This is a genomic window from Polaromonas sp. P1_G2 (assembly GCF_056405515.1).
In genome coordinates this window covers 1-19982 of the sequence record NZ_JBFUBY010000042.1, presented here as the reverse complement: position 1 = coordinate 19982, position 19982 = coordinate 1, and the positions used below count along the sequence as shown (strand labels likewise).

Genomic DNA, 19982 nt, shown 5'->3' with positions numbered 1-19982 from the left:
GGCCGACAAAGTCCGCAAGCACGGCGGCGACGAAGACACCGCGGTCGCCGCGATGGCCGACAGGATCAACATGCAGACGAACTGCTCCTCGACAGGCGCCCGGTGGTAGACCACAAACATCAGCGAACCCCAGACCATCGCGCTCAGGGGCCAGGCCCATCCATGCAGCGACATGAACTCCCGCAGCGCCACGCCGTCGGCCTCCGCCAGCCGTTGGCGGTAGGCATGCAGGATGATGTAACGCAGCATCGTTATCGAGCCCGCGGCCAGGGTCCACACCCAGAGGCCCCAGGGCTCCACATGCGGGTACAGCGTCACCACCACCACCATGATCACCAGCACGGCCGCGTGCAGCGTCGGTTGCGCATGGCGCATGAAAGTGTGGGCCAGCTGCACGTTGACCCAGGCCTCGCGGGGGCTCATCGAAGGGCGCTTCCGGAAGCGGCTAGCGGGGTGGGCGTCATGGAGAGAAAAATTTTCCGTGGGCGGGTAGAGACGGTAGGGGCGGTAGAGGCGTGGACAACCACACTATCAACGATTTTCCCTTGTGTGCCGGGTGGGCAGAAGAGGGCGGGGGTGGGGGTTCTACTTATTCAGCTTACGGACATCCGCCCCGGCCTTCGCGCGGGAAAGTCTTCCTGGGGACATTCTTTGCGAGGTTTCAGGCGTGCGGCGCGCGGCCCTTGCCAGCGCGCCGTGGTCCATGGGTTTAACGGCAGCCGGGGTGTGAAAGTGTTGTCTGCCCGTAGGTGCCACCCTGGTCCTGCCAGTGTAGGCGCGCTTGAACGAGCTGCCTTTGGTAGTCATTGGCCGGGGGCTACAGCGGTGGAATGCATACCTTTTTATTCCTGGCGATCCGGCAAATGAGGGGTGATTGTGGTCCTCTGATGCGTTGGTACGGGCGGCTCGGAACTTTTCAGGTATGAGCCGCTGGATGTCCTGGATAAGATGTGGCTTGTCGGCCAGAAGCGGACGCATGCACCTCAAAAATCCTTGTGGCCGGCTGCTGATGCTTGTGGGAATCATCGGCCTGGCTGGAATTATTTAACTATCAAAAAAAACGCTCAGGAGGCTAGCCATGACCCTATCGCCGTATTTGTTCGCAATGGCGCTCACCTTGCCGCTGGTGGGCATCGCCCAAAGTCGCTTCGAAGTTTCCGCGGACGGACACCAGGTGCTGGACCGGCAAACGAACCTGGTCTGGAAAAGGTGCGCCGAGGGCCAGGGCTGGAACGGATCGGCGTGCGCGGGCCCCGCCAGCAAGTTCACGTTTGATGCGGCAACGGCCGTGACCGCCAATCCCTCAGCTTGGCGCCTTCCCGGCGCCAAGGAACTCTTCAGCATCGCGGGGGCGGGCGATGCAGGGCAAGTGCCCGAGGTGAATCCCCTGTCCGAAAAACCGGGCATAGCCTTCTGGACATCGACACCGCAGGCCGCCGCGCCCCAGATGACCGCCTGGATTGTCGATCTGGGCTCGGCGACGACCTTGCCATCCCTGAGAGGCGCAAGCAATCCCGTACGGATGGTTCGCTCTGACGCCTCGCCGGCCACCAGCGAAAAGTCGCCGGACGACAGAGGCGTGAGTTTCAAAACGGTCACCGGTCCGGATGGGCAAGCCTATGCCCGCACCGAATGCGTTCTCGACGCCGTCACAGGGTTGACCTGGGAAGGCAAGCCTGCGGACGGCAGCTTCAGGGACAAGGCCAACAGGTACACCAACTTCGACAATCCGGACAAGGCGCAGGTGATGGTCTCCAATGCGCCGTCGCATCCCTCGCCGGATCAGATAGCGGCGACAAGCAACGCCCTTGCTTACGTCAAGGCGGTGAATGCGGCAAAGCTATGCGGGCATTCCGACTGGCGCCTGCCATCAATGGCCGAACTGCATGATCTCGTGAGTTTCGGCAGGGCAACGCCGCCAATGCTTGACCCGGCGTGGTTCCCCAATACACCCACACAGTTCTTCTACTGGACTTCCGAGCCATATCCCACGTTCTCCACGTCGGCCAGAATACTGAATCTTGCCTTGGGCGGGGCCCGGGCGACATCGCGCATGACACCGGGTTATGTTCGGCTCGTCCGCTGATGTCGTGCGAGGCGGGCTTGCGCCGCGCGCCCGTGTATGTGCGCCCGAGCTTGGTGCAGCTGCAGTTACGATGACCGCGGCCGGCCAGAATCCGGCAGAAGCCTCACACGCCGGTGCGGCTTCATGATCACTCTATTCACCGAGGGGGACTCTTTATGAACATGCTCGCACGTATCCTTGTTTTCATCGTCCTCTTTGGGGTCCTGGCGACCGCAATCGGAGGTGTAGGCGGAATTACGTGGGGCTTGTTGCTGGCGTTCATCGGGACGGTGTTTATCCACAGTCACATGAAGGAACGGCGTGAGAAGTTGACGGGTGGAACCGGCCCCGACCAAGCGGTCTCCTCGGCTGCTGCACCCGATCCCGCCGCCGCACCGGTTCCGGGCGCCACCGCGGACCACAGCCTCCACTGGGCACGTTGGACTTTCGTGCTGATGCTGGCTTGCGTTTTCCTGTTCCCTGAGTCCGTAGGCAAAGAGTACGCGCTCTATGGATTGGCTGTGTTGCTTGTGCTCTTCATCGTCTTTCACCTTCAGCTGGGCCGCGCCGCTGCATCGATGGGGCGCAGTTGGGCCGTGTTCGGTCTCCTGCCGCTTCTGTTTCCGGTGCTTGGGGGACTGATTTCGTTCGGTGTGCTGTGGCAGGTCGGACCCGGGAAGGCGAGCGCGGATTCGACGAAGTGAGATGCGGACACCCGGGACCGATCATCAACCAGCCGGCGCCTCATCCATAAAAATAGGCAACGGCGCCTCGAGGCTCACCTCGAAACACATGTGAGAAGCACATCCATGGCAACGACGTACGCGCCCAAACAGACGGCCACTCGCGGACATACCGTTCAAATCAACAATATCGAGATGTACTACGAGGAGTACGGAGCCGGAAAACCCCTGCTGCTCTTGCATGGGTTTGGCGGCTGTACACAGAACTGGCATCCCTTCGTCGAGAAGCTCTCGGAACACCATCGGCTGATCGCCGTGGACCTGCGTGGCCATGGCCGTTCCACCAATCCCGACAACACGTTCACACACAGGGAAGCGGCCAATGACGTATTTCTCTTGCTTGAAAAATTGGGGATTTCCCGGTTCTCGGCGATGGGAATGAGTTCCGGCGGAATGACGCTGCTGCACATGGCAACGAGCCAGCCAAAGTGCATCGACTCGATGGTCTTGATCAGTGCAACGACCCATTTCCCCGACCAGGCGCGAGCCATCATGCGCAGGGCTTCATTTGGCACCATGCCCCAACAGGTGCGGGAGATGTACCGGGAGTGCGCAAAACGCGGTGATAAGCAGATTCGCCAACTCATTGCACAGTTCAACGCGCTGCACGAGAACTACGATGATATGAATTTCACCGCACAAAGTTTATCGACCATCACAGCGCGCACGCTCATCGTGCACGGTGATCGCGACGCTTTTTTCCCCGTTGAAATTCCTCTAAGCCTCTACCGTTCCATACCGGATGCCGCGTTGTGGGTGATTCCCGGCGGCGACCACGTGCCCGTTTACGATTCCACGGTTCCATTTACTTCAACAGCCCTGCGATTTCTTGATGGGCCGGGCAGCAGGCCGTAACCAACGATTGGGCGCGGCACTCTCCCCTGAAGGCGGCCGATGGGATCACAAACCGTTTCACCGCCTGACCGCCAGCGCCACAATCGCCGCACCGGCGGCGACGATCAGCGCGTCCTCCATCAAACCGCTGCGGGTCTGGCCCATGCGCGCCATGGCTTGCTTGCGGCCTGCCAGCGTCAGGTAGGCCAGAGGCACGGCCGTTGCAACCGCCGTTAAAGCACCGGCCTGCTCGCGGCCGCGGGGCGCCAATGCAGCGCCCGCGATTCCCGCGCTCATCACCCGCGCCAGCAGTCCCAAAAAAACAGTGCGGTCAGGCGCGGTCTTCATCTTGTCGCCGAACAACTCGCCAACACCCATGGCCAGGGCGCCGCCCCTGAACAAGGGCCGGTCGAGCAGCACAAGCCGCCCAGGCGTGCGGCGGTCCAGCAGCCGTGCCGCAGCGATACCGGCCATGGGCGTCATCGAACGTGCACTGGCAACAGCGCCGATAAGGGCGGAAAAGATCAAACCGGTGTTTTTCATGGTTTATTCCTTGGGGGCCATACAACATGCAACAAAGGTCATCGTGCCTGGGGCTGCTTCCCCGAAGAAGGAGAAAAACACTTGATCGCCCGTAGGAAGCGAGCGAAGATTCGTCCCACCTAAGCTGGAACGAAGGACAGTACTCATTCATGAAAACCAGACCCTTCCAGCCGGCCGATAGCGCAGACGTATATCGACTTTTGATTGCCAATGGTTGGCAGCATCGAATTCCTTCAGTGGGCTATCTACAGGAACTGATCGCCGCATCCCAGAGAGTCATCGTCGCAGTGGACGGGAGCCAAGTCGTCGGATTCGCCCGGGCCATCACGGACGGCTTGTCCAATGGGTATCTTTCCATGGTCGTGGTTCAGGAGTCTTGCCGGGGCCAAGGCATCGGTACCCAACTGGTTGAGCGCATCGTCGGTGACGAGCCCCACGTGACGTGGGTGCTTCGCGCGGGGCGCGAAGGAGCGCATGAGTTTTTCTCCAAGCTTGGCTTCACGGCGTCTGCGGAAGCGATGGAGCGCGTGCGTGGGACGGCGGCCAAATGATCGCTGTGGAGTACTGCGGTTGGGCTAGGATGGCGGCAATGGTCAGAAAGCGGACATCGAACACAGTGACACGGGGGGCTCATGAGAAAAAAACAAACCGCAGCGGGTGTACTGCTGCTGGTCACATTCATCACATCCAACGCTGCCGGGATGGATTGGCCAAAGTTGGTGAACGGCAAAGGTCGCCCAGAGTGCGCGATAGTTCTCACGCTTGCGCAATCCGCATATAAGTCAACAGCATTCAATCTCTGGGAGCCACGGGCTCTTCCCGAAAACTTGAGTGACACCTTGGTCTTAGGACCTCAGGGTCTGGATCTATCTGGTGGTGACGCCCTTGAAGCGAACCTAAAGGTCTTCACCAAAGTTCCACTTCCCGAATATGCTCCGCGGAGCATCTATTGGCAAACAGCGACCACTCAAAGCAATCGCCTTGTCATTGAGGAGATACCGCATGGATGGCGTGGTGATGCATACGCTGTACGACTCGTCCCGACAACGCTGACCACTGCCGAATACTTTTCAACCAGAAACCGGAAAGGAAGTGGAGGGCTGACAACCTTGATCGATGGAGCTTGGCGGGCTCCACTTGTCTTTGAAAGCAAGGACGCCAACAAGTTGTGGCTGGTGTATGTCGGAGAACCTTATGTATTTTCTCCCGACTGGGTGGTCTATCTACCGATAGCAGGACAACTTCAAGAAGCGTGCAAAGCTCAATTTCGCCCCAGCGTGAATCAAGCCACTTTACTACTGCCGCAGCCGGTTCAGCGATTTGCCGCGCTTCTCGATCGGTCGATAGGCCCAGGTGCGAATGAAGGGACATTGCAGCCGACAGCGCGCATAAGAGTCACCGTCGACCAGGCCTGGGCAAATGCGGCGCTGAGGCCGTGGGCCATGGGCGCCCCCTATAACTCGCGCGAGCAAGTAGACGCAGGCTTGTCGACATGGGCTGAAGGCGGGAAGACGAATCGAGCGACTCATTCAGAGATTCGGGTTAGGTACAAGATCGCGGAGAAGGCACTGGCAACCTACTACGAAAGCCGATTCAATATGTCAAAATCTGAATCACAGTCCACGGCGAAAAATGTTCTGGATATCGCTTTACGGACACACTACGTGTTCCCCAAGCCGCGTTGACACAGTGGATGGCCGTCAGCGGCTTATTTTGGTGCCTGCTCATGCGTGCCAATTCCTTCTTTGATCCATGCTCGACCATGGCCAACATGGAAACTATTTACCGGAAGTGGACGTTAGGAGGGAGCCATGGGTAGTCTTGAGACTCCTCTCGCCTCACGAAACCCAGGTCGGAAATGAAGATAGATACAAATATCGGAGGAGGACCATGAAAAAAATGATCGCACTCGCCTGCATGGCCCTGTCCGCGCTGGCAATGCACGGCAATCTGTCCGCTCAACAGGGACCCCGCTCCACCGGTGAGTATTACCGTGACCTGGGCGTCATTTTTGGCGTCATCGAAGCCGTCCGGGAAATCGCTGACATCTGTTCGGAAGAGTTTCCAGAGACCAGCGACGACAATGAAAAGCATTACCAGCTCTGGCGCACCAGTCAGCTGGATCTTTTAGAGGAAGTCGAGCGGCATCGGACCAAAATTCTGGAGAATCCTGTTCTGGGGGCTCAATACAAACGCGATCTGTACAACCGGAATCTCACGTTTAAAACAAACCAGAGACGCGCCCTGGCGGCAGATGGAGCGGCAACGTTCCGAGCCCGTTGCAATGCGTACGGTGATATGACCAGCTTGCCGCAATGGGACCTGGAGACATCATTTGCGGGACACATAGCGACCATGCGTCGCGGACCACCGCAATGATTTTCCAGGCGCCGGAAGCGGTCGTTCGCAATAGATCATCAATGAAGGCTGACTACAGCAGACTCGATTTTTTGGTCCTTGATATTGTTGCAAAGGGCGCGCAGTCGCTCGATCGGCATTGGCAGGAACGGCTGAGCCACAGGAGTTCCCCAGATGACTTGCGACAAAAAATGAATCGCCGTTAAACCAGAGAAGTCCCATGCTCGAAACTGCACGCCCGGAAGGGACGCCAGAACCACCCATCGCGCTTGTCCTGGCAATCGTTGCGGCTTCCTGTCTGGCCGGCGGAACTCTCATCTTCTTCGACGCGGAAATCAGCTTTGCGATTCTGAGCCAGCTGCTGAATCCCGGGCGCAATACTTTCTACGGGATTGCAGAGCCTGCCGGCTGGATTTACCGCTTCCGGTTTGAACTCTTTGCCGCAGGCAGCCTGTTCATCGCCATTCCTTTGACGGCAGCCTGGTTTGCATCGACCGGCTACAAGCAGTACCTGCGAGCGGTCGTACTCCTTTTTGTGTTTTCTGTTCTCGTCAGCGGTGCGGTGTTTTTCCTGTACAGGCAATACATGCAGATTCAACTCACCGACATTCAAATGTGGGGGAAGCTCCAGCCTCCGCGTTCCAGGGGCTCATTGACGCCAGTGGGAACGGTGCCCGTCGCCATGCTCACGCTGTCGGGTCCTTTGCTGGCCTCCGCGTTTGTCTTCATGCGCCGGCGTCGCATCGGTCAGGCTGCTTTGGGCCCGCAGCCACCGGCAAGGTGACCGGCTCCGGCCATAAGCGGACATCAAAGGAGCGTTATCAACTAACCTCACCCGCCCTGGTCACAGCATCCCAAAGCGCCTCCGCGGCGCGCCCCATCGAATTGCGGGACCGGAAGAGCCTGATCTCCAGCGGAACGCGTAGGGCAGGCACACCCGCCTCGACCACACGGCCGCTTGCCAGGTCGTCATGAATCAGGGTTTGCGGCAGCCATGCCACGCCCCGGCCTTCGAGGACCATGGTTCTCAACACCGAGGCCAGGTGCGCGGTGAACACCGTTTGCGTGGAGACGTTCTCCATGGCCTCAAACCTTGTTTCGCGCAGAATGCGGCCCAGTCCGGATTCAGCGCTGTAGCCCAGAAGGGATACCGGCGTCTTGCCCGCTTGCAGTGTGTGAAGGGGCTGGCCCGAGGCATCAACCGCGGTCACCGGCACGAGGCTGTCGGCGCCAATCTGGATTGAGAGAAAATCGCCGGAGTCAAGGCGCCCCGGCGCGCCGGGGTGGGCATGGCACACCACAAACTGCACCTTGCTTTGTTCCATCAGCGCCTCGCAGCGCGCCAGAACGTCGGACTCCAGGTGCATGGTTCCGGCCATGGTGTGCGCTTCAAAACGCCGCAGCCAGGCTGGCATGAAGGTGAACGACAGCGCGTGCGTTGCGGCAAACCGCAGGGAATGTGAACCTGCTTCGGCAATGATCCTGGCCTCGCCCGGTATGCGGGCCACCTGGGCCTGCAAATCATGGGCAATGCCCTGGAACCACTGGCCGGCTTCGGTCAGCCGGACCGGCTGTGAGCTTCTGTCAAAAAGCTCCGTGCCTATCCATTCTTCCAGGGCGCGCACCCGGCGCCCGAAAGCCGGCTGCGTCATGTGGCGCTCTTCGGCCGCGCGGGAGAAGTTGCCCGTTGTCGCCAGCGCGGAAAAGTCTTCGAGCCAGGAGAAATTCATGCCCAGTGCTTTGAAAGCATTGAAGAGAAGAAAAACAGCATTGGTCAAATGCGGCGGCCTTCGCGATCATAACGATCCTCCTCACAACTTGTCATAAAGACAGCCATGAAAATCGTTGAAATCCGGGAGAAGACCCTCCCCATCAGTTCACCCATCCGCAACGCCTACATCGACTTCAGCAAGATGACCTTGAGCCTGGTGGCCGTCATCACCGACGTCATCCGGGACGGCAAGCCGGTCGTGGGCTACGGGTTCAACTCCAACGGCCGTTACGGGCAGGGCGGGCTGATCCGCGAGCGCTTCCTCGACCGTATTCTTGAGGCTGCGCCCGAAAGCCTGATCGACGCCCAAGGCACGAACATTGACCCCGCCAAGGTCTGGGCAGCGGCCATGAGCAACGAGAAACCTGGCGGCCACGGCGAACGTTCTGTTGCCGTGGGCACCATTGATATGGCGGTATGGGATGCGGTCGCCAAGATTGAGGGTAAACCCCTGTTCCGCATGCTGGCCAAGCGCCACGGCCGCGAGGCCAACCCGCGCGTCTTTGTCTACGCCGCCGGTGGTTATTACTACCCGGGCAAAGGCAACGAGGCGCTCTGCGCGGAGATGCGCAGCTACCTGGATCGCGGCTACAACGTGGTCAAGATGAAGATAGGCGGCGCTTCCATCGATGAAGACCGGGCGCGCATCGAGGCGGTCTTGAAAGAGATCGGCTCAGAGGCCCGGCTTGCGGTCGATGCGAACGGCCGCTTCGACCTGGAAACCGGCATCGCCTACGCAAAGATGCTCCGCGAGTTTCCGCTGTTCTGGTACGAAGAGATCGGCGACCCGCTCGACTACGCCTTGCAGGCGGCGATTTCAGAGTTTTATCCCGGCCCCATGGCCACCGGCGAGAACCTGTTCTCGCACCAGGACGCCCGCAACCTCCTGCGGTATGGCGGCATGCGCCCCGACCGCGACTGGCTGCAGTTCGACTGCGCGCTGTCCTATGGCCTGGTGGAATACCTGCGCACACTGGAAGTGCTCAAGCAGTTCGGATGGTCGCCTTCACGCTGCATTCCTCACGGCGGGCACCAGATGTCCCTCAACATCGCAGCCGGCCTCGGCCTGGGCGGAAATGAAAGCTATCCCGACCTGTTCCAGCCCTACGGCGGTTTCCCCGATGGCGTCAAGGTGATCGACGGCCATGTAACCTTGCCTGAACTGCCGGGTATCGGTTTTGAGGGCAAGGCGGACCTTTACGCCCAGATGCAAGCCCTCTCTGCCTGAGCCTGATTCTGTCGGCAACGACAAAGACAAAGGAGACAAAGCATGAAAAACAATCAGCGAATGTTCAAACGGGTTCTTGGGATTCTGGTTTCGGTGTTGCTCAGCCTGTCGGCAGTGCCGGCGGCCTGGGCGCAGTACCCCGACAAGCCGGTGACACTGGTGGTGCCCTTCGCCGCCGGCGGGCCGAGCGACAAAATCGCCCGTGACCTCGCCGAAGCGCTGCGCAAGCCGCTGGGCCAGACCGTCATCGTTGACAACACGGCCGGCGCCGGCGGGACCATTGGCGCTGCGCGCGTGGCGCGCGCCAAGGCCGACGGCTATACGCTGCTGGTGCACCACATCGGCCTGGCAACCGCGCCCGCCCTTTATAAAAAGTTGCCCTATGACACCCTGAAAGACTTCGAGTACCTGGGCCTGATCAACGAAGCGCCCTCCGTGCTGATCGGCCGGACAACGCTCGCGGCCAACAACCTTGCCGAACTGCGCAAGTGGATCGCGGAGTCCGACGGCCGTGTGAACCTGGCCAACGCCGGTGTCGGGTCGGCTTCGCACCTTTGCGGCTTGATGCTGCAAAGTGCGCTCAAGTCCAAAATGGTGGCAGTCCCCTACAAGGGAACCGGCCCGGCCATGACAGACCTGATAGGTGGGCAGGTAGACCTGATGTGCGAACAGGCGACCAACGCCGTGCCGCAAATCGAAGGCAAAAAAGTGAAGGTGTATGGCGTCAGCAGCAAGGAGCGCCTGAACCTGCCCTTGCTTGCGCAAACGCCGACATTGGCCGAGGCCGGCCTCGCGGACTTCAACGTCACGGTCTGGCATGGCGTGTACGCGCCGCGCGGCACGCCGCCGGAGGTTCTCGCCAAACTGAATGCCGCGCTGCGTGAAGCCCTCAAGGACTCGGACCTGATCAAGCGCCAGGAGGCACTGGGCCTGCGCCTTGTGACCGACGCCAGGCTCAGCGCATCCGGCCACAAGGCGTATGTCCAGGCCGAAATGGCGCGCTGGGGAAAGGTGATCAAGGATTCGGGCGAGACGGCTGAGTAACTTCCCAGGCGCAGACGACGTGATGCGCGGATTGCGTGAGATCTGCTTTGAATCCATAGCGGACATTCAACCAATGTGTCCTTACGGGAAAAACGAAGCGTAGAAGCGCGAGAGAAGGCTGGCGCGGGAATACTTTCTTTCACTCTATAGGTCCACTCCCGCCAAGTGACGGTCGAATGGTCTTGATGCCTACATTCAGTTTGGTTAACAATCGAACCATGGAACTGTCGATCTTGCTTTTGGAAGACTTCCCGTATACATCGGTCGGATCGTCACWGCCGTTCCTCTATCAGGTGAAATTTGAGAGTGCCGTTGTGCTACACGGCCCTATCCACGTGACGGCATGCCTGCTCACCAATGATGAAAACGACGATGTTTGTATCGGATACACAAAAAATATCTTTGCTCTGCCTGGTGTGACGTTAGCTATCCCATCTGAAAGAGAACTGGTTCTAGCGGTCGATGCGCTGGAGTACGAGAACGAACCGAGCGAGTTCACTTCGGGGCGATATGAGTTGTCGGCAAAAGTCCAAATGCAGGTACAGGTGGCAGGTGGTTCAGTTTGTCACCAAGAGCTACGGTCTTCATGTCACATTGACTTGTTATGAAGGGGAATGAGCTCTTGAAGAATGGCTAAAGGGCTGCTATCGGCCATAAACGGATACTGGGAGGCGGAATGAGGATGAAAGTGGCCAAGATTTTTCTCTGGCTCCAGGAATACAGAGTGCATTGCTGCATTGCGCTCCTAATTGTCGCGGGGCTGATGTGGATGCAGCGATCTGAAACTAAAGTTGTTCTCGAGAGCGCACTCAGCGCACGTGACGTAACGGTGAAATACGTGGGGCCGCTCGAGGCGATAGTCAGCCGCACAGGAGTGAACCACGGCAGCACCCATCTCGATGCCGGTTTCGGCATCGGTATCGACAATGACATCGACCGCGACGACCTCATGAAGAAGCTGCGGCCTGTGCTTTATGTACCCTTTGCCCCTGTCCTCGACGTGGGGCGCGAGCAGGCTTCGGTCATTGAGAAGGCTGGCCCTTTCCTTCGGGTCGGCCTGTTTCAAGGGGCAATCATTACCGCAGACAGCCCTTCGGGCCCAGTTTTCACGTACCAGGATTACGCTGAGAAGATCGAGCAACGCCGCAGCATTTGGATGATGGCAGCCCTGCTGGTGACCGCGACCTCAATAGTGTTGTTCGTTGTGACACGTCGGAGGACGCCACTGAGCGACTGAACTACTAGGCCCCCTATCGGTCAAGGGCGGACATTGGAGCCAATTTCAAATGAACGAAGTACCGAGCAAAACCCCCGAAAAATACATTGCAATGCGCACGAGTGGCGCGAGTGCTGAGGATGTGTTTCAAAAAGCGAGGAGCGACGGCTACAAAGCGATTGATTGCGCATTCATCGTCGCGGGGTTGTTTGAAATTGAATTCCGCGAGGCAAGAAAAATTGGCTTTTCTCTCGACCAGCAGCCTGGCGACTGAGCCAGGATGACGACATTCGGCCAGAAGCAAACGTTCGAGTCTGCGCGCCGCCGTGCCATAATCGCGCCCTTTTTCCCGCGGGGTAAGCATGCAACTGGAAATCGCGCAATCGACGCCAACGGCAAGCAGCATCGCCGCCCTTGTGCAGGCTCGCTATGGACTTGGCGAGGTCGTCGAGAGTGAGTTTCTGCGGCGAAGTTTCAATCAGGTCTATCGACTGGGTTTTGCCGACGGGCGGCGCGTTGTGGCACGTCTGTCCGCAGATCGGCCGCGGGGTGGTCCCAATGCGTTGTTCGAAGCTGCGGCACTGGAGCACTGGGCCCACGTCGGCTGCCGGGTCTCTCGCTGCGTGACAACGGCGACCGGCGAGATAGCCATACAGGTGCCGCTGCCGGAAGGCGCACGGATGCTGATGCTCTTCGAATATCTGGACGGAGAGTTCACAGGTGAAGCCGCAGCTGAGGTGCAGGCCTTTGCGCACGGATTGGCCGCCTTGCACCAAGGGGGCGAAAGCTACCAGGGGCCGGAGAGCACCTATGTGCTTGACCTGAACTACCTCCTCCTCAGGCCGCTGGAAGGATTGCTTCGCGCGCCATCCATGACCGGCGAATTGCGTCCGCAATTCGAGAAGCTGGGCTTGCGGCTGCACGATGAAATCCTGGCCATGGGTGAACTGAGCCGCGTGCTATGCCATGGCGACGCACACGGTCAAAACAACTTCATCACGACCGACGCCCAAGGGCAACGCCAGGCCATATTCTTTGACTTCGACGAGGCGGGCCCGGGCTACCTGGCGTATGAGCTTGCGGTCTACCCATGGAACCTGTACCCGCGCGTGCCTGGCGATGAGGCGAGCAGCAAGGTGCAAATGCAGTGGAAAAATTACATCTCCGCTTACCGGGACAGACGCCCGGTCGCAGATGCCGACCTTGCCGCCATCGCGCGCTTCATGGCGGTGCGGCAATTCTGGTTGCTGGGAGAGTACGCAGGACGAGTGCCGGTTTGGGGTTCCCAAACCATGACGACCGGCCAACTCCGCAGACAGGTCGAATTGCTACGCCAATGGGAGGCGTTGGAATTGCCAACTTAGCGGCCCATCCCGACGGTCGCAATGGCCTCTTTGTGCCGGGCACGGCAGCGGCTATTTTCGGCCGACAGCGATATTTCATTCTTTCAACGGAACCCCACCTTGCGACGACGCCCCTCATCCCGATTGCTCGTTCTCAACCGTGCGAGAAGCCTGTTGCTCTTTSGCTTTGTGCATAAGGCCGGAGCATTGGAAGGGCAAGACTACTGGGCGACTCCTGGTGGCGGGCTGGAGGCCGGTGAAACCTTCGCCGAGGCGGCGGTGCGCGAGCTGGAAGAGGAAACGGGCATCGTTGTCGCTGACGTAGGCGATCCCATTGCTCAACGAGAGTTCGTCCTGCGGTTGGCGGATGGCGAAGAGGTCATGGCCGATGAACGGTTTTTTGTTGTCACCGTGGAAGACCACCAGGCAGTCCTGCAAGACCGCTGGACCGCCGAGGAGGTCGAGGTGATAAAGGACCACAAATGGTGGAGTGCGCTCGAACTCAAGTCGACTGATCAGATCGTGTGGCCTGTCGACCTCCCGGAAATGCTCACATCTGCCGGCTGGTGGCCGCGCAGCTGACTTCGGTTGTCTGTGGCGGATTCGCCGCCTGAAATGAAGGTTTGCATGGAGGAATGGGCAAAGACCGCTTAGGGCCCAGAGGAGTCGTTCACGGCTCAATGAACCCGCAGCACCTCAAACTGCTGTCGGATTGCGGCGACCTGTATCGACACATCATCACCCTCGCATTTGCCCAGCATGGCCCTGCCCAAAGGGGCTTCCATGCTGATGACCTGAACCAGCTGAGTGCCGCTGCCCAACTGCATGCTGCCCCCATCCGGGCCGAGAAAGAGCTGTTGCTGCTTGTCGTCGGAATCGACCAGGCAGACCAGCGCGCCGAGCTGTATCCCTTTGCTGGCGTCGTAAGGACGCGGGCGGAATTGGCGCCACTTGGCCATCGCCTGGCGGATGGCTTCGGCGCGCCGAACTTGGCCGGTGGCCAGGTAGGCGGCTTCGAGTCCCAATGTGTCGTATCTGTTTTTGGCGATATTTTCTGCGTGGGTCGCCGTTTCGTGTGCCACCCGCACTGCATCTTCGGCTTGCAGCAGGTCTTCGGCGAGCCGTTGCAGCACCTGCTGTTGCAGCGAGAATTTATTCATGACGGAAGGTAGGCATCTCAAACAAGAGGGGGAAGGCCTTAATTATGAAGGGCTCCTCCAGCCGTCGACCCGATTGCACTTTCGGCAGTGCGCCGTCAGCGTTCACTCTTGCCGCCTACGTACTGCGCCGAAGCACTATAAATGCCCCCTGCGGGTTCTGATGTCTGCTTCTGGCCGAAAACAGTCATCTTACCGGCGCCTGCCTTGGGTCCAAAGCGGACGCCGCACTGGCTCATCATTCGATGCCTGGATGGCCGATTGCAGGATCGCATCGGAATTTACGATGACGATCCCGCTGATTCATCAGTCGAATTTGACCAAATCCTTAAAAATCAATTGACCCCAGCTATTTCCGCGCGCATGCACCAGCAGCCCGCCTTCCGAAAGCCCGCCAAGCTGGATCGGCGAGAAACCGAGTTTTTCCGCCAGCGCGCCAATCTCCGCTGCCGCGCCGTCGTCGTCGCTCGCCAGGAACACGACTCTCCTGCCACCGTGTACGGCCGGATCTTGCTCAAGGACACCGGCGACCAGGTGGTTGAAGCCCTTGACCAGTCTTGCACCGGTAAAGGCCTGCGCGACGACCTTGGCGGAAGGCTGTCCTCCCAGTTCCTCAGGAGACACGCCGTAGGCATTGGTCACATCGATGAGGGTCTTGCCCTTCCAGTTCGGCAGCGCCTTSGCGACATCCCGGTGSGACTSGAAMCGGACAGCCAGGAAGAGGGTGTCCGCCTTGAGGGCTTGCGCCAGTGTGGTGGGAATGACTTTGGGTCCGATCGCGGCCGCGGCGGATGCAAAGCTTTCCGGGTCGCGGGTGGTCGCAACGGATACTTCGATGCCGCTTCGGGCAAATGCCTTGGCAAGGGCCTGGCCGAGTTTGCCGAAGCCAATAATTGCGTAGCTCATACATTCTTTCCTTGGGGTTTTGTTTCAGATCTGCATCAGATTTGCGCCAGGCCGCCGTCGACGGCAAGCTCGCTGGCGGTCATGAAGCTGCTGTCGGGCGATGCGAGAAAGGCCGCCGCTGCCCCGATCTCCGCCGGATCAGCCATGCGCTGCAGCGGGTTCATCGCGGCGAAGACCTTCATGCCTTCCGCGCCCAGCGCCGCCTTCGCGAGTTCGGTCGCCGTCGGTCCGGGTGACAGCACGTTGACCCGGATGCCGGTGCCCTTCAGGTCCTCCGCCCAGGTCCGCGCGAGGTTGCGCACTGCCGCCTTGCTCGCGCTGTAGACGCTGAATGCTGGGGCGCCCGTGGTGCCGGCGCTTGACCCGGTCAGGATGATCGAGCCGCCCTGGCCCATCAGCRGCARCGCCTTCTGGACCGTGAARATCGTWCCCTTCACATTGGTGTCRAAGGTTTCGTCAATGTGCYCGGCRGTGAKCTYGCCSAGCGGAAGCGGGCCTCCKGYSCCGGCATTGGCGAAGACGATGTCGAGGCTTCCGCGTTCGGCCTTCACTGCCGCGTAGAGCCGGTCAAGGTCGGCCATATCGGAGACGGAGCCCTTYACCGCGCGGRCATKGGGSCCRAGCTCGGCCASGGCGSCGTCSAGCGCWTCCTGCCGGCGGCCGAAGATGAAGACRAARGCGCCYTCSTCRATAAAKCGCTTTGCYSCKGCGMRGCCGATGCCGGTRGCGCCGCCGGTRAYCACGGCGGTCTTTCCATYCAGTCTGTTCATGTATGTGTCCTTCGTTTGAAGTTGTAAACAAGCGGGGATTCGCTTGCTGAAGAACACATGCAGTTCTGCTAACCTGCGGACAAGTATGCACTTTCAGGTAAGTACCAAAAAAATGACGACACCTTCTGAAACCTGCGATCCCGGCTGCGGGCTCAACACCACGCTCCGCATCATCTCGGGCAAGTGGAAACCGCTGGTCCTGTTTTTCCTGCGCGACGGCGCCAAGCGCTACGGCGAGCTCAAGCGCCTGATTCCGGGCGTCAGCCACAAGGTGCTGATCCAGCAATTGAAGGACCTGGAGGCCGACCAGGTGCTGGCGCGGACCGACTACCAGGAGGTGCCTCCGCGCGTGGACTACATGCTGACCCCGCTGGGCCGCAGCCTGGCTGACGCGATCATCCCGCTGTGCAGCTGGGGAAGCGAGAACTTCGCGGAAGTGACCAGCATCTTTGCCGGGCGCGATGCTTTGCCCCAGCAGGATGCTGAAGAAGCGCCGGGCCGGACGCCTTAAGCTGCGTTCCCTGCTTGAGTGCCTTCCACCTGTTCCTTGGACAGACGCAGCGCTTTAGCCATATACCCCCGCCACAAGCTCCGCGTAAAAAGGCTGACCAGAGGCTTCAGGATGGCTGATCGACTGATGAACTCGTAGCGCCAGCGAACCGACGTGGCGGAACGGCCCGGCACGTTTTCGAACCACCACTCACCGCGTGCCTCGCTGGCAAGAAGCCGCAGCACCCCGGTGAATTCCGTGATGCGGTAGGCAAACCGCTTCGGGTAGTCGTAGCTTGTCAGTGTCTCCCGGGCGGAACTCCCGTCAGAGAAGACCACGTTTCGGGTCCGACCTGCGGCATCCCACGGGCCGGTCTGATTCAGCGTCTGCGTTACCGATGGGAGCGGGCCGTAACCGGTAAAGATCGATGTGAGGTCAATGGGAACGATGTGCAGGAAGGTCTTTTCCCTGGATGCTTCGACCATCGTGATGACTGTTGCTGCGGCGGATTTCATGGTTGTTTCCTTGTTCAGAGTTGATGCGGTTTACCAAGTGATGAGCGGTGAGCGGCTCAGCCAGGTGTTGCTGTGCACCTGGTCCAGGACAAAGCTCGCGACGTCGGGCCTGGCGATCGTTCCGCCATGAAAACCGGAGAGATCCGTAAGCGCCCGGATCTCGCGACCGGCCGGTTTGTCGTTCAGCACCGAAGGACGCACCAGCACCCAGTCCAGGCCGCTGTCCCTGATGATCGCTTCTTGCCGATTCTTGTCGACATACACCTTGCGCAAAAGGGCCGGGTGAATCAATTGGTCAAAAACAAACCCTCCGTGGCCGGCACTGTCGCCCGCCCCCATGCCGGTGATGCACACCAGGCGCGAGACCCCGGCGGCCTTCATGGCCTTCACAAGCGCCTTCGTTGCCGACGACAAAAGCGTTACCTCTTTAAACGGGCTGACCGGCGTGCCCAGGGCGCTCACCACGGCATCCCGGCCCTCCAGCGCCTTGCGCAACACCGCTTCGTCACGGGCGTCACCGATGAAGACCTCGGCGCCCTCCAGGCCGCTTGCCTTGGTGGGCGAGCGCACGAGCACCCGGACCGCAAACCCCCGCGCAAGGGCTTGCTTCACGATCAGCCGGCCCGTGCCGCCTGTGGCGCCGATCACCAGGATTTTCTGGCGCGAAAGATCGGATTGCACAGTGTTGACGGAGTTCATTGCACACCTCCTGGCAGTGACAGCTTGCCTTGCGCGAGCAATTCGCGCGTGCGTTTCAGCGTTGACAGCAGCGCGGTCTTGTAGCCCTTGTCGCCGTCCATCCACGCCTGCTCGGCCTGCTCCTCGGGGCCGCCGGGCGCCTTGCCGCGAAGGCCGACGTAGCAATAGAAGCGAAGCTGGAGGTTTCCCGACTCATCTTCAAACAGTTCGTTGACAATCGCGCCTTCGCGCGGGCCGGTGGCCTGGAAAAAGGTCACCTTGCTCTCCGGCTCGAAGGTGATGATTTCACGCAGGTCCGTGCCGGCGATGGTGGCTTCGCGCACGATGTGGGTCTTGCTCTCTTCCACGACCTCGCAGTAGGTGCAGAGGCCGGGCGGAAGGAAAAGCCGCGCATCGCGCGCCTTGAGGACCAGGCCGGCCCACACCTGGGCGCGCGTGAGGGGCACCTCGCCCTGTGGGTTGACTTCAACGGTGGCGGTCGAATAGATCATGATGGTTTCCTTGATTGAAGTTTGAAGCTTTGACGTTTTGAAGGCCGGCGCTCAGGCCGGTGCCGAAATTTCGGCGGCGAAGTCGCGGTAGGAGCGCAGCGGGCGGCCCAGCAGCCTGGTCAGGCGCTCGACGTCGCCGGCTTCGGGAACCATGCCCTCCGTCAGGAAGCGCTCGCTCATCAGGCGCATGTCATACGCCATCCATGCGGGCATGAAGTTGCGCAGGTTCTTCTCGAAGCCGGCCGTGTCGTCGCCGCCATAGGTGATGGGGCGATTCAAGACGCCGGACCAGATCGCGGCGACAGCGTCTCCGGTCAGCGTGTCCGGACCGACCAGATTGATCCGCTCCAGGGGCAGTGGCCCGGACGCGCGTTCGCGGCGCAGCAGCTCGATGGCGGCGATCTCGCCGATGTCACGTGCATCGATCATGGCCAGGCCCTTGCTTCCGATGGGCATGGGGTACACGCCGTAGCCCGTTACCACGTCTTTGATGGTGCGTTCGTTGTCCATAAAGTAGGCCGGCCGCAAGATGGTGGCGCCGAAGCCCATCTGCTCCAGCATGCGCTCGACGCCGAACTTGCCGGCGAAGTGAGGAACGTTCACGTACTTGTCGCTGTGGATCACCGACAGGTAGACGATGCGGTCTATGCCCACCTCGCGTGCCAGGTTGAGCGAAATCAGGGCCTGGGTGAATTCATCGGGAACCACCGCATTGAGCAGGAACAGGGTGGAGACGCCTTTGAAGGCCAGGCGCAGGGAGTCCACGTCGAGCAGGTCACCCTGCACGACGTCCACACCCGCCGGAAAGCTGGCTTTTGAGGGGTCGCGCACGAGTGCCCGCACGTCTGCGCCCCGGTTGACGAGTTGCTGGACAACTTGGCGGCCGATGTTGCCGGTGGCGCCGGTGATAAGGATGGTCATGAAAATTACTCCGTTTGGTTTGAAAGAGCCTTGATCTTCATCGTTTCGCCAAATGTCCGATAGCCGTTATATTTGGACTATCTGTCTCACTGGTGGAACACATGGACCTACTGGCTCTTGCTGACTTCACGCTTGTCGCCCGGCATGGCGGCGTCGGGCGGGCCTCCCGCGAATCGGGCCGCCCCAAGGCCACCCTCTCTCGCCGGGTGGCCGACCTGGAAAGCGGCCTCAACCTGCGGCTTTTCGAGCGGGGGGCGCGGGCGCTGAAACTCACCGAAGAAGGGCGGGCGCTGTTCGAGAAGACCTCCGTGCTGCTCACCGAGCTCGACGAGGCAACGGCGGCGATTTCCGCCGGTGGGGACGAGCCGCGAGGAAGGCTGAAGGTGAGCGCGCCGCTGCTCTTCTCGCAAGCCGCGATGGGGAAGCTTGCGGCCCAGTTCGCCATGAAACACCGCGAGATCCGCCTGGAGGTCACGACGGAAGACCGCTCCGTGGACATGGTGGAAGAGGGCTACGACCTGGTGATCCGGGTGAATCCGGATCCCGACGAAAGCCTGGTGGGCCGGATCTTCCTGAGAGACCGCGTCGTGATGGTGGCGCACCCCGGGCTTCCACGGCCCGCGGGCGGGGCGCCTATTCCGGTCGTACTGCGGGGAGGCGCAATCGCCGAAAAAATGGATGCCTGGGAACTGACCGAGAAGGGAAAAAAGAAACGCCTGACGGTCCAGCCTGTCCTGAGCTTGTCATCGCTGTTCATGGTCCGCGATGCGGTCCGTGCGAATGTCGGTGCGGCGCGCCTCCCCTTGTCGCTGGTCATCCCCGACCTGGCCGCCGGAACGCTGGTGCAATGGGGCGACGTCACCGGGCCCGAGGTGGCGCTATGGGCGC

General features: G+C 60.3%; 25 protein-coding genes and 1 pseudogene. 16 read left to right on the top strand and 10 right to left on the bottom strand.

Annotated elements, in window-relative coordinates:
- Positions 1 to 423 (bottom strand): annotated as a pseudogene (locus AC1D0P_RS06750) (sensor histidine kinase); the annotation flags it as partial.
- A gap of 655 nt (positions 424 to 1078) precedes the next feature.
- On the opposite strand from AC1D0P_RS06750, the gene AC1D0P_RS06745 reads away from it, so the two are divergent.
- From AC1D0P_RS06745 to AC1D0P_RS06735, 3 genes are all read left to right on the top strand, one after another.
- Complete coding sequence (locus AC1D0P_RS06745; protein WP_477676012.1) at positions 1079 to 2086, top strand: Lcl C-terminal domain-containing protein; 1008 nt, start codon at positions 1079 to 1081, stop codon at positions 2084 to 2086.
- Between the two features lie 155 nt (positions 2087 to 2241).
- Positions 2242 to 2769, top strand: a complete 528-nt coding sequence (locus tag AC1D0P_RS06740; protein WP_477676011.1) for a hypothetical protein — start codon at positions 2242 to 2244, stop codon at positions 2767 to 2769.
- A gap of 105 nt (positions 2770 to 2874) precedes the next feature.
- Positions 2875 to 3663, top strand: coding sequence for an alpha/beta fold hydrolase (locus tag AC1D0P_RS06735; RefSeq protein ID WP_477676010.1), 789 nt, complete (start codon positions 2875 to 2877; stop codon positions 3661 to 3663).
- A 57-nt stretch (positions 3664 to 3720) separates the two neighbouring features.
- Here the strand turns inward: AC1D0P_RS06735 and AC1D0P_RS06730 are convergent, their stop codons facing one another.
- Positions 3721 to 4185, bottom strand: coding sequence for a hypothetical protein (locus tag AC1D0P_RS06730; RefSeq protein ID WP_477676009.1), 465 nt, complete (start codon positions 4183 to 4185; stop codon positions 3721 to 3723).
- Positions 4186 to 4334: 149 nt separating this feature from the next.
- On the opposite strand from AC1D0P_RS06730, the gene AC1D0P_RS06725 reads away from it, so the two are divergent.
- The 4 genes from AC1D0P_RS06725 to AC1D0P_RS06710 all read left to right on the top strand — a co-directional run bounded on the left by AC1D0P_RS06725 (position 4335) and on the right by AC1D0P_RS06710 (position 7327).
- Complete coding sequence (locus AC1D0P_RS06725) at positions 4335 to 4736, top strand: GNAT family N-acetyltransferase (protein ID WP_477676008.1); 402 nt, start codon at positions 4335 to 4337, stop codon at positions 4734 to 4736.
- 81 nt (positions 4737 to 4817) lie between these two features.
- Positions 4818 to 5870: a hypothetical protein gene (locus AC1D0P_RS06720; RefSeq protein ID WP_477676007.1), complete on the top strand. Its 1053-nt coding sequence runs from the start codon at positions 4818 to 4820 to the stop codon at positions 5868 to 5870.
- 205 nt (positions 5871 to 6075) lie between these two features.
- Positions 6076 to 6564, top strand: a complete 489-nt coding sequence (locus AC1D0P_RS06715; protein WP_477676006.1) for a hypothetical protein — start codon at positions 6076 to 6078, stop codon at positions 6562 to 6564.
- A 199-nt stretch (positions 6565 to 6763) separates the two neighbouring features.
- Entirely contained in the window at positions 6764 to 7327 is a 564-nt protein-coding gene (locus AC1D0P_RS06710; protein WP_477676005.1) for a hypothetical protein, read from the top strand.
- A gap of 37 nt (positions 7328 to 7364) precedes the next feature.
- Here the strand turns inward: AC1D0P_RS06710 and AC1D0P_RS06705 are convergent, their stop codons facing one another.
- Complete coding sequence (locus AC1D0P_RS06705; RefSeq protein WP_477676004.1) at positions 7365 to 8273, bottom strand: LysR substrate-binding domain-containing protein; 909 nt, start codon at positions 8271 to 8273, stop codon at positions 7365 to 7367.
- A gap of 105 nt (positions 8274 to 8378) precedes the next feature.
- On the opposite strand from AC1D0P_RS06705, the gene AC1D0P_RS06700 reads away from it, so the two are divergent.
- The 7 genes from AC1D0P_RS06700 to AC1D0P_RS06670 all read left to right on the top strand — a co-directional run bounded on the left by AC1D0P_RS06700 (position 8379) and on the right by AC1D0P_RS06670 (position 13727).
- Positions 8379 to 9542, top strand: a complete 1164-nt coding sequence (locus AC1D0P_RS06700) for a mandelate racemase/muconate lactonizing enzyme family protein (protein ID WP_477676003.1) — start codon at positions 8379 to 8381, stop codon at positions 9540 to 9542.
- Between the two features lie 60 nt (positions 9543 to 9602).
- Positions 9603 to 10586, top strand: a complete 984-nt coding sequence (locus AC1D0P_RS06695) for a tripartite tricarboxylate transporter substrate-binding protein (protein ID WP_477676013.1) — start codon at positions 9603 to 9605, stop codon at positions 10584 to 10586.
- A gap of 218 nt (positions 10587 to 10804) precedes the next feature.
- Complete coding sequence (locus tag AC1D0P_RS06690) at positions 10805 to 11194, top strand: hypothetical protein (protein WP_477676002.1); 390 nt, start codon at positions 10805 to 10807, stop codon at positions 11192 to 11194.
- A 74-nt stretch (positions 11195 to 11268) separates the two neighbouring features.
- Positions 11269 to 11823: a hypothetical protein gene (locus AC1D0P_RS06685; RefSeq protein ID WP_477676001.1), complete on the top strand. Its 555-nt coding sequence runs from the start codon at positions 11269 to 11271 to the stop codon at positions 11821 to 11823.
- 49 nt (positions 11824 to 11872) lie between these two features.
- Complete coding sequence (locus AC1D0P_RS06680; RefSeq protein ID WP_477676000.1) at positions 11873 to 12076, top strand: hypothetical protein; 204 nt, start codon at positions 11873 to 11875, stop codon at positions 12074 to 12076.
- A gap of 88 nt (positions 12077 to 12164) precedes the next feature.
- Positions 12165 to 13166 carry a phosphotransferase enzyme family protein gene (locus tag AC1D0P_RS06675; RefSeq protein WP_477675999.1) on the top strand — a complete coding sequence of 334 codons (1002 nt, stop codon included), beginning with the start codon at positions 12165 to 12167 and terminating at the stop codon, positions 13164 to 13166.
- A gap of 99 nt (positions 13167 to 13265) precedes the next feature.
- Positions 13266 to 13727: an NUDIX hydrolase gene (locus AC1D0P_RS06670; protein ID WP_477675998.1), complete on the top strand. Its 462-nt coding sequence runs from the start codon at positions 13266 to 13268 to the stop codon at positions 13725 to 13727.
- A 95-nt stretch (positions 13728 to 13822) separates the two neighbouring features.
- Here AC1D0P_RS06670 and AC1D0P_RS06665 read toward each other — a convergent pair whose 3' ends face one another.
- From AC1D0P_RS06665 to AC1D0P_RS06655, 3 genes are all read right to left on the bottom strand, one after another.
- The gene (locus tag AC1D0P_RS06665) at positions 13823 to 14305 is read right to left on the bottom strand and encodes a GreA/GreB family elongation factor (RefSeq protein WP_477675997.1); all 483 of its coding nucleotides are present in this window, start codon (positions 14303 to 14305) and stop codon (positions 13823 to 13825) included.
- A gap of 303 nt (positions 14306 to 14608) precedes the next feature.
- Positions 14609 to 15208: an NADPH-dependent F420 reductase gene (locus AC1D0P_RS06660; protein ID WP_477675996.1), complete on the bottom strand. Its 600-nt coding sequence runs from the start codon at positions 15206 to 15208 to the stop codon at positions 14609 to 14611.
- Positions 15209 to 15243: 35 nt separating this feature from the next.
- Complete coding sequence (locus tag AC1D0P_RS06655) at positions 15244 to 15978, bottom strand: SDR family NAD(P)-dependent oxidoreductase (RefSeq protein WP_477675995.1); 735 nt, start codon at positions 15976 to 15978, stop codon at positions 15244 to 15246.
- A gap of 112 nt (positions 15979 to 16090) precedes the next feature.
- Here AC1D0P_RS06655 and AC1D0P_RS06650 point away from each other — a divergent pair, with 112 nt between their 5' ends.
- On the top strand, positions 16091 to 16489 hold the full coding sequence (locus tag AC1D0P_RS06650; protein WP_477675994.1) for a winged helix-turn-helix transcriptional regulator: 399 nt from the start codon (positions 16091 to 16093) through the stop codon (positions 16487 to 16489).
- Here AC1D0P_RS06650 and AC1D0P_RS06645 read toward each other — a convergent pair.
- Genes AC1D0P_RS06645 through AC1D0P_RS06630 form a run of 4 tightly spaced genes read right to left on the bottom strand, consistent with a single transcriptional unit; the run spans position 16486 to position 19094 of the window.
- Complete coding sequence (locus AC1D0P_RS06645; protein WP_477675993.1) at positions 16486 to 16983, bottom strand: SRPBCC family protein; 498 nt, start codon at positions 16981 to 16983, stop codon at positions 16486 to 16488. The two genes, AC1D0P_RS06650 and AC1D0P_RS06645, sit on opposite strands and share 4 nt — an antisense overlap.
- A gap of 30 nt (positions 16984 to 17013) precedes the next feature.
- A complete protein-coding gene (locus AC1D0P_RS06640) occupies positions 17014 to 17682 on the bottom strand; it encodes an NAD(P)-dependent oxidoreductase (protein ID WP_477675992.1) in 669 nt (222 codons plus the stop codon).
- Positions 17679 to 18173 (bottom strand): SRPBCC family protein, encoded by a 495-nt coding sequence (locus tag AC1D0P_RS06635; protein WP_477675991.1) that lies wholly within the window; start codon positions 18171 to 18173, stop codon positions 17679 to 17681. Before AC1D0P_RS06635 ends, AC1D0P_RS06640 begins: the two co-directional genes overlap by 4 nt.
- 51 nt (positions 18174 to 18224) lie before the next feature.
- Positions 18225 to 19094 (bottom strand): NmrA/HSCARG family protein, encoded by an 870-nt coding sequence (locus AC1D0P_RS06630; protein ID WP_477675990.1) that lies wholly within the window; start codon positions 19092 to 19094, stop codon positions 18225 to 18227.
- A 101-nt stretch (positions 19095 to 19195) separates the two neighbouring features.
- On the opposite strand from AC1D0P_RS06630, the gene AC1D0P_RS06625 reads away from it, so the two are divergent.
- The coding region (locus tag AC1D0P_RS06625; protein ID WP_477675989.1) for a LysR family transcriptional regulator at positions 19196 to 19982 on the top strand (787 nt) is incomplete at its 3' end.

Coding starts and splice junctions, on each gene's coding strand:
- AC1D0P_RS06745 (WP_477676012.1), top strand. CDS start 1,079: ATGACCCTATCGCCGTATTTGTTCGCAATGGCGCTCACCTTGCCGCTG.
- AC1D0P_RS06740 (WP_477676011.1), top strand. CDS start 2,242: ATGAACATGCTCGCACGTATCCTTGTTTTCATCGTCCTCTTTGGGGTC.
- AC1D0P_RS06735 (WP_477676010.1), top strand. CDS start 2,875: ATGGCAACGACGTACGCGCCCAAACAGACGGCCACTCGCGGACATACC.
- AC1D0P_RS06730 (WP_477676009.1), bottom strand. CDS start 4,185: ATGAAAAACACCGGTTTGATCTTTTCCGCCCTTATCGGCGCTGTTGCC.
- AC1D0P_RS06725 (WP_477676008.1), top strand. CDS start 4,335: ATGAAAACCAGACCCTTCCAGCCGGCCGATAGCGCAGACGTATATCGA.
- AC1D0P_RS06720 (WP_477676007.1), top strand. CDS start 4,818: ATGAGAAAAAAACAAACCGCAGCGGGTGTACTGCTGCTGGTCACATTC.
- AC1D0P_RS06715 (WP_477676006.1), top strand. CDS start 6,076: ATGAAAAAAATGATCGCACTCGCCTGCATGGCCCTGTCCGCGCTGGCA.
- AC1D0P_RS06710 (WP_477676005.1), top strand. CDS start 6,764: ATGCTCGAAACTGCACGCCCGGAAGGGACGCCAGAACCACCCATCGCG.
- AC1D0P_RS06705 (WP_477676004.1), bottom strand. CDS start 8,273: ATGAATTTCTCCTGGCTCGAAGACTTTTCCGCGCTGGCGACAACGGGC.
- AC1D0P_RS06700 (WP_477676003.1), top strand. CDS start 8,379: ATGAAAATCGTTGAAATCCGGGAGAAGACCCTCCCCATCAGTTCACCC.
- AC1D0P_RS06695 (WP_477676013.1), top strand. CDS start 9,603: ATGTTCAAACGGGTTCTTGGGATTCTGGTTTCGGTGTTGCTCAGCCTG.
- AC1D0P_RS06685 (WP_477676001.1), top strand. CDS start 11,269: ATGAAAGTGGCCAAGATTTTTCTCTGGCTCCAGGAATACAGAGTGCAT.
- AC1D0P_RS06680 (WP_477676000.1), top strand. CDS start 11,873: ATGAACGAAGTACCGAGCAAAACCCCCGAAAAATACATTGCAATGCGC.
- AC1D0P_RS06675 (WP_477675999.1), top strand. CDS start 12,165: ATGCAACTGGAAATCGCGCAATCGACGCCAACGGCAAGCAGCATCGCC.
- AC1D0P_RS06665 (WP_477675997.1), bottom strand. CDS start 14,305: ATGAATAAATTCTCGCTGCAACAGCAGGTGCTGCAACGGCTCGCCGAA.
- AC1D0P_RS06650 (WP_477675994.1), top strand. CDS start 16,091: ATGACGACACCTTCTGAAACCTGCGATCCCGGCTGCGGGCTCAACACC.
- AC1D0P_RS06645 (WP_477675993.1), bottom strand. CDS start 16,983: ATGAAATCCGCCGCAGCAACAGTCATCACGATGGTCGAAGCATCCAGG.
- AC1D0P_RS06640 (WP_477675992.1), bottom strand. CDS start 17,682: ATGAACTCCGTCAACACTGTGCAATCCGATCTTTCGCGCCAGAAAATC.
- AC1D0P_RS06635 (WP_477675991.1), bottom strand. CDS start 18,173: ATGATCTATTCGACCGCCACCGTTGAAGTCAACCCACAGGGCGAGGTG.
- AC1D0P_RS06630 (WP_477675990.1), bottom strand. CDS start 19,094: ATGACCATCCTTATCACCGGCGCCACCGGCAACATCGGCCGCCAAGTT.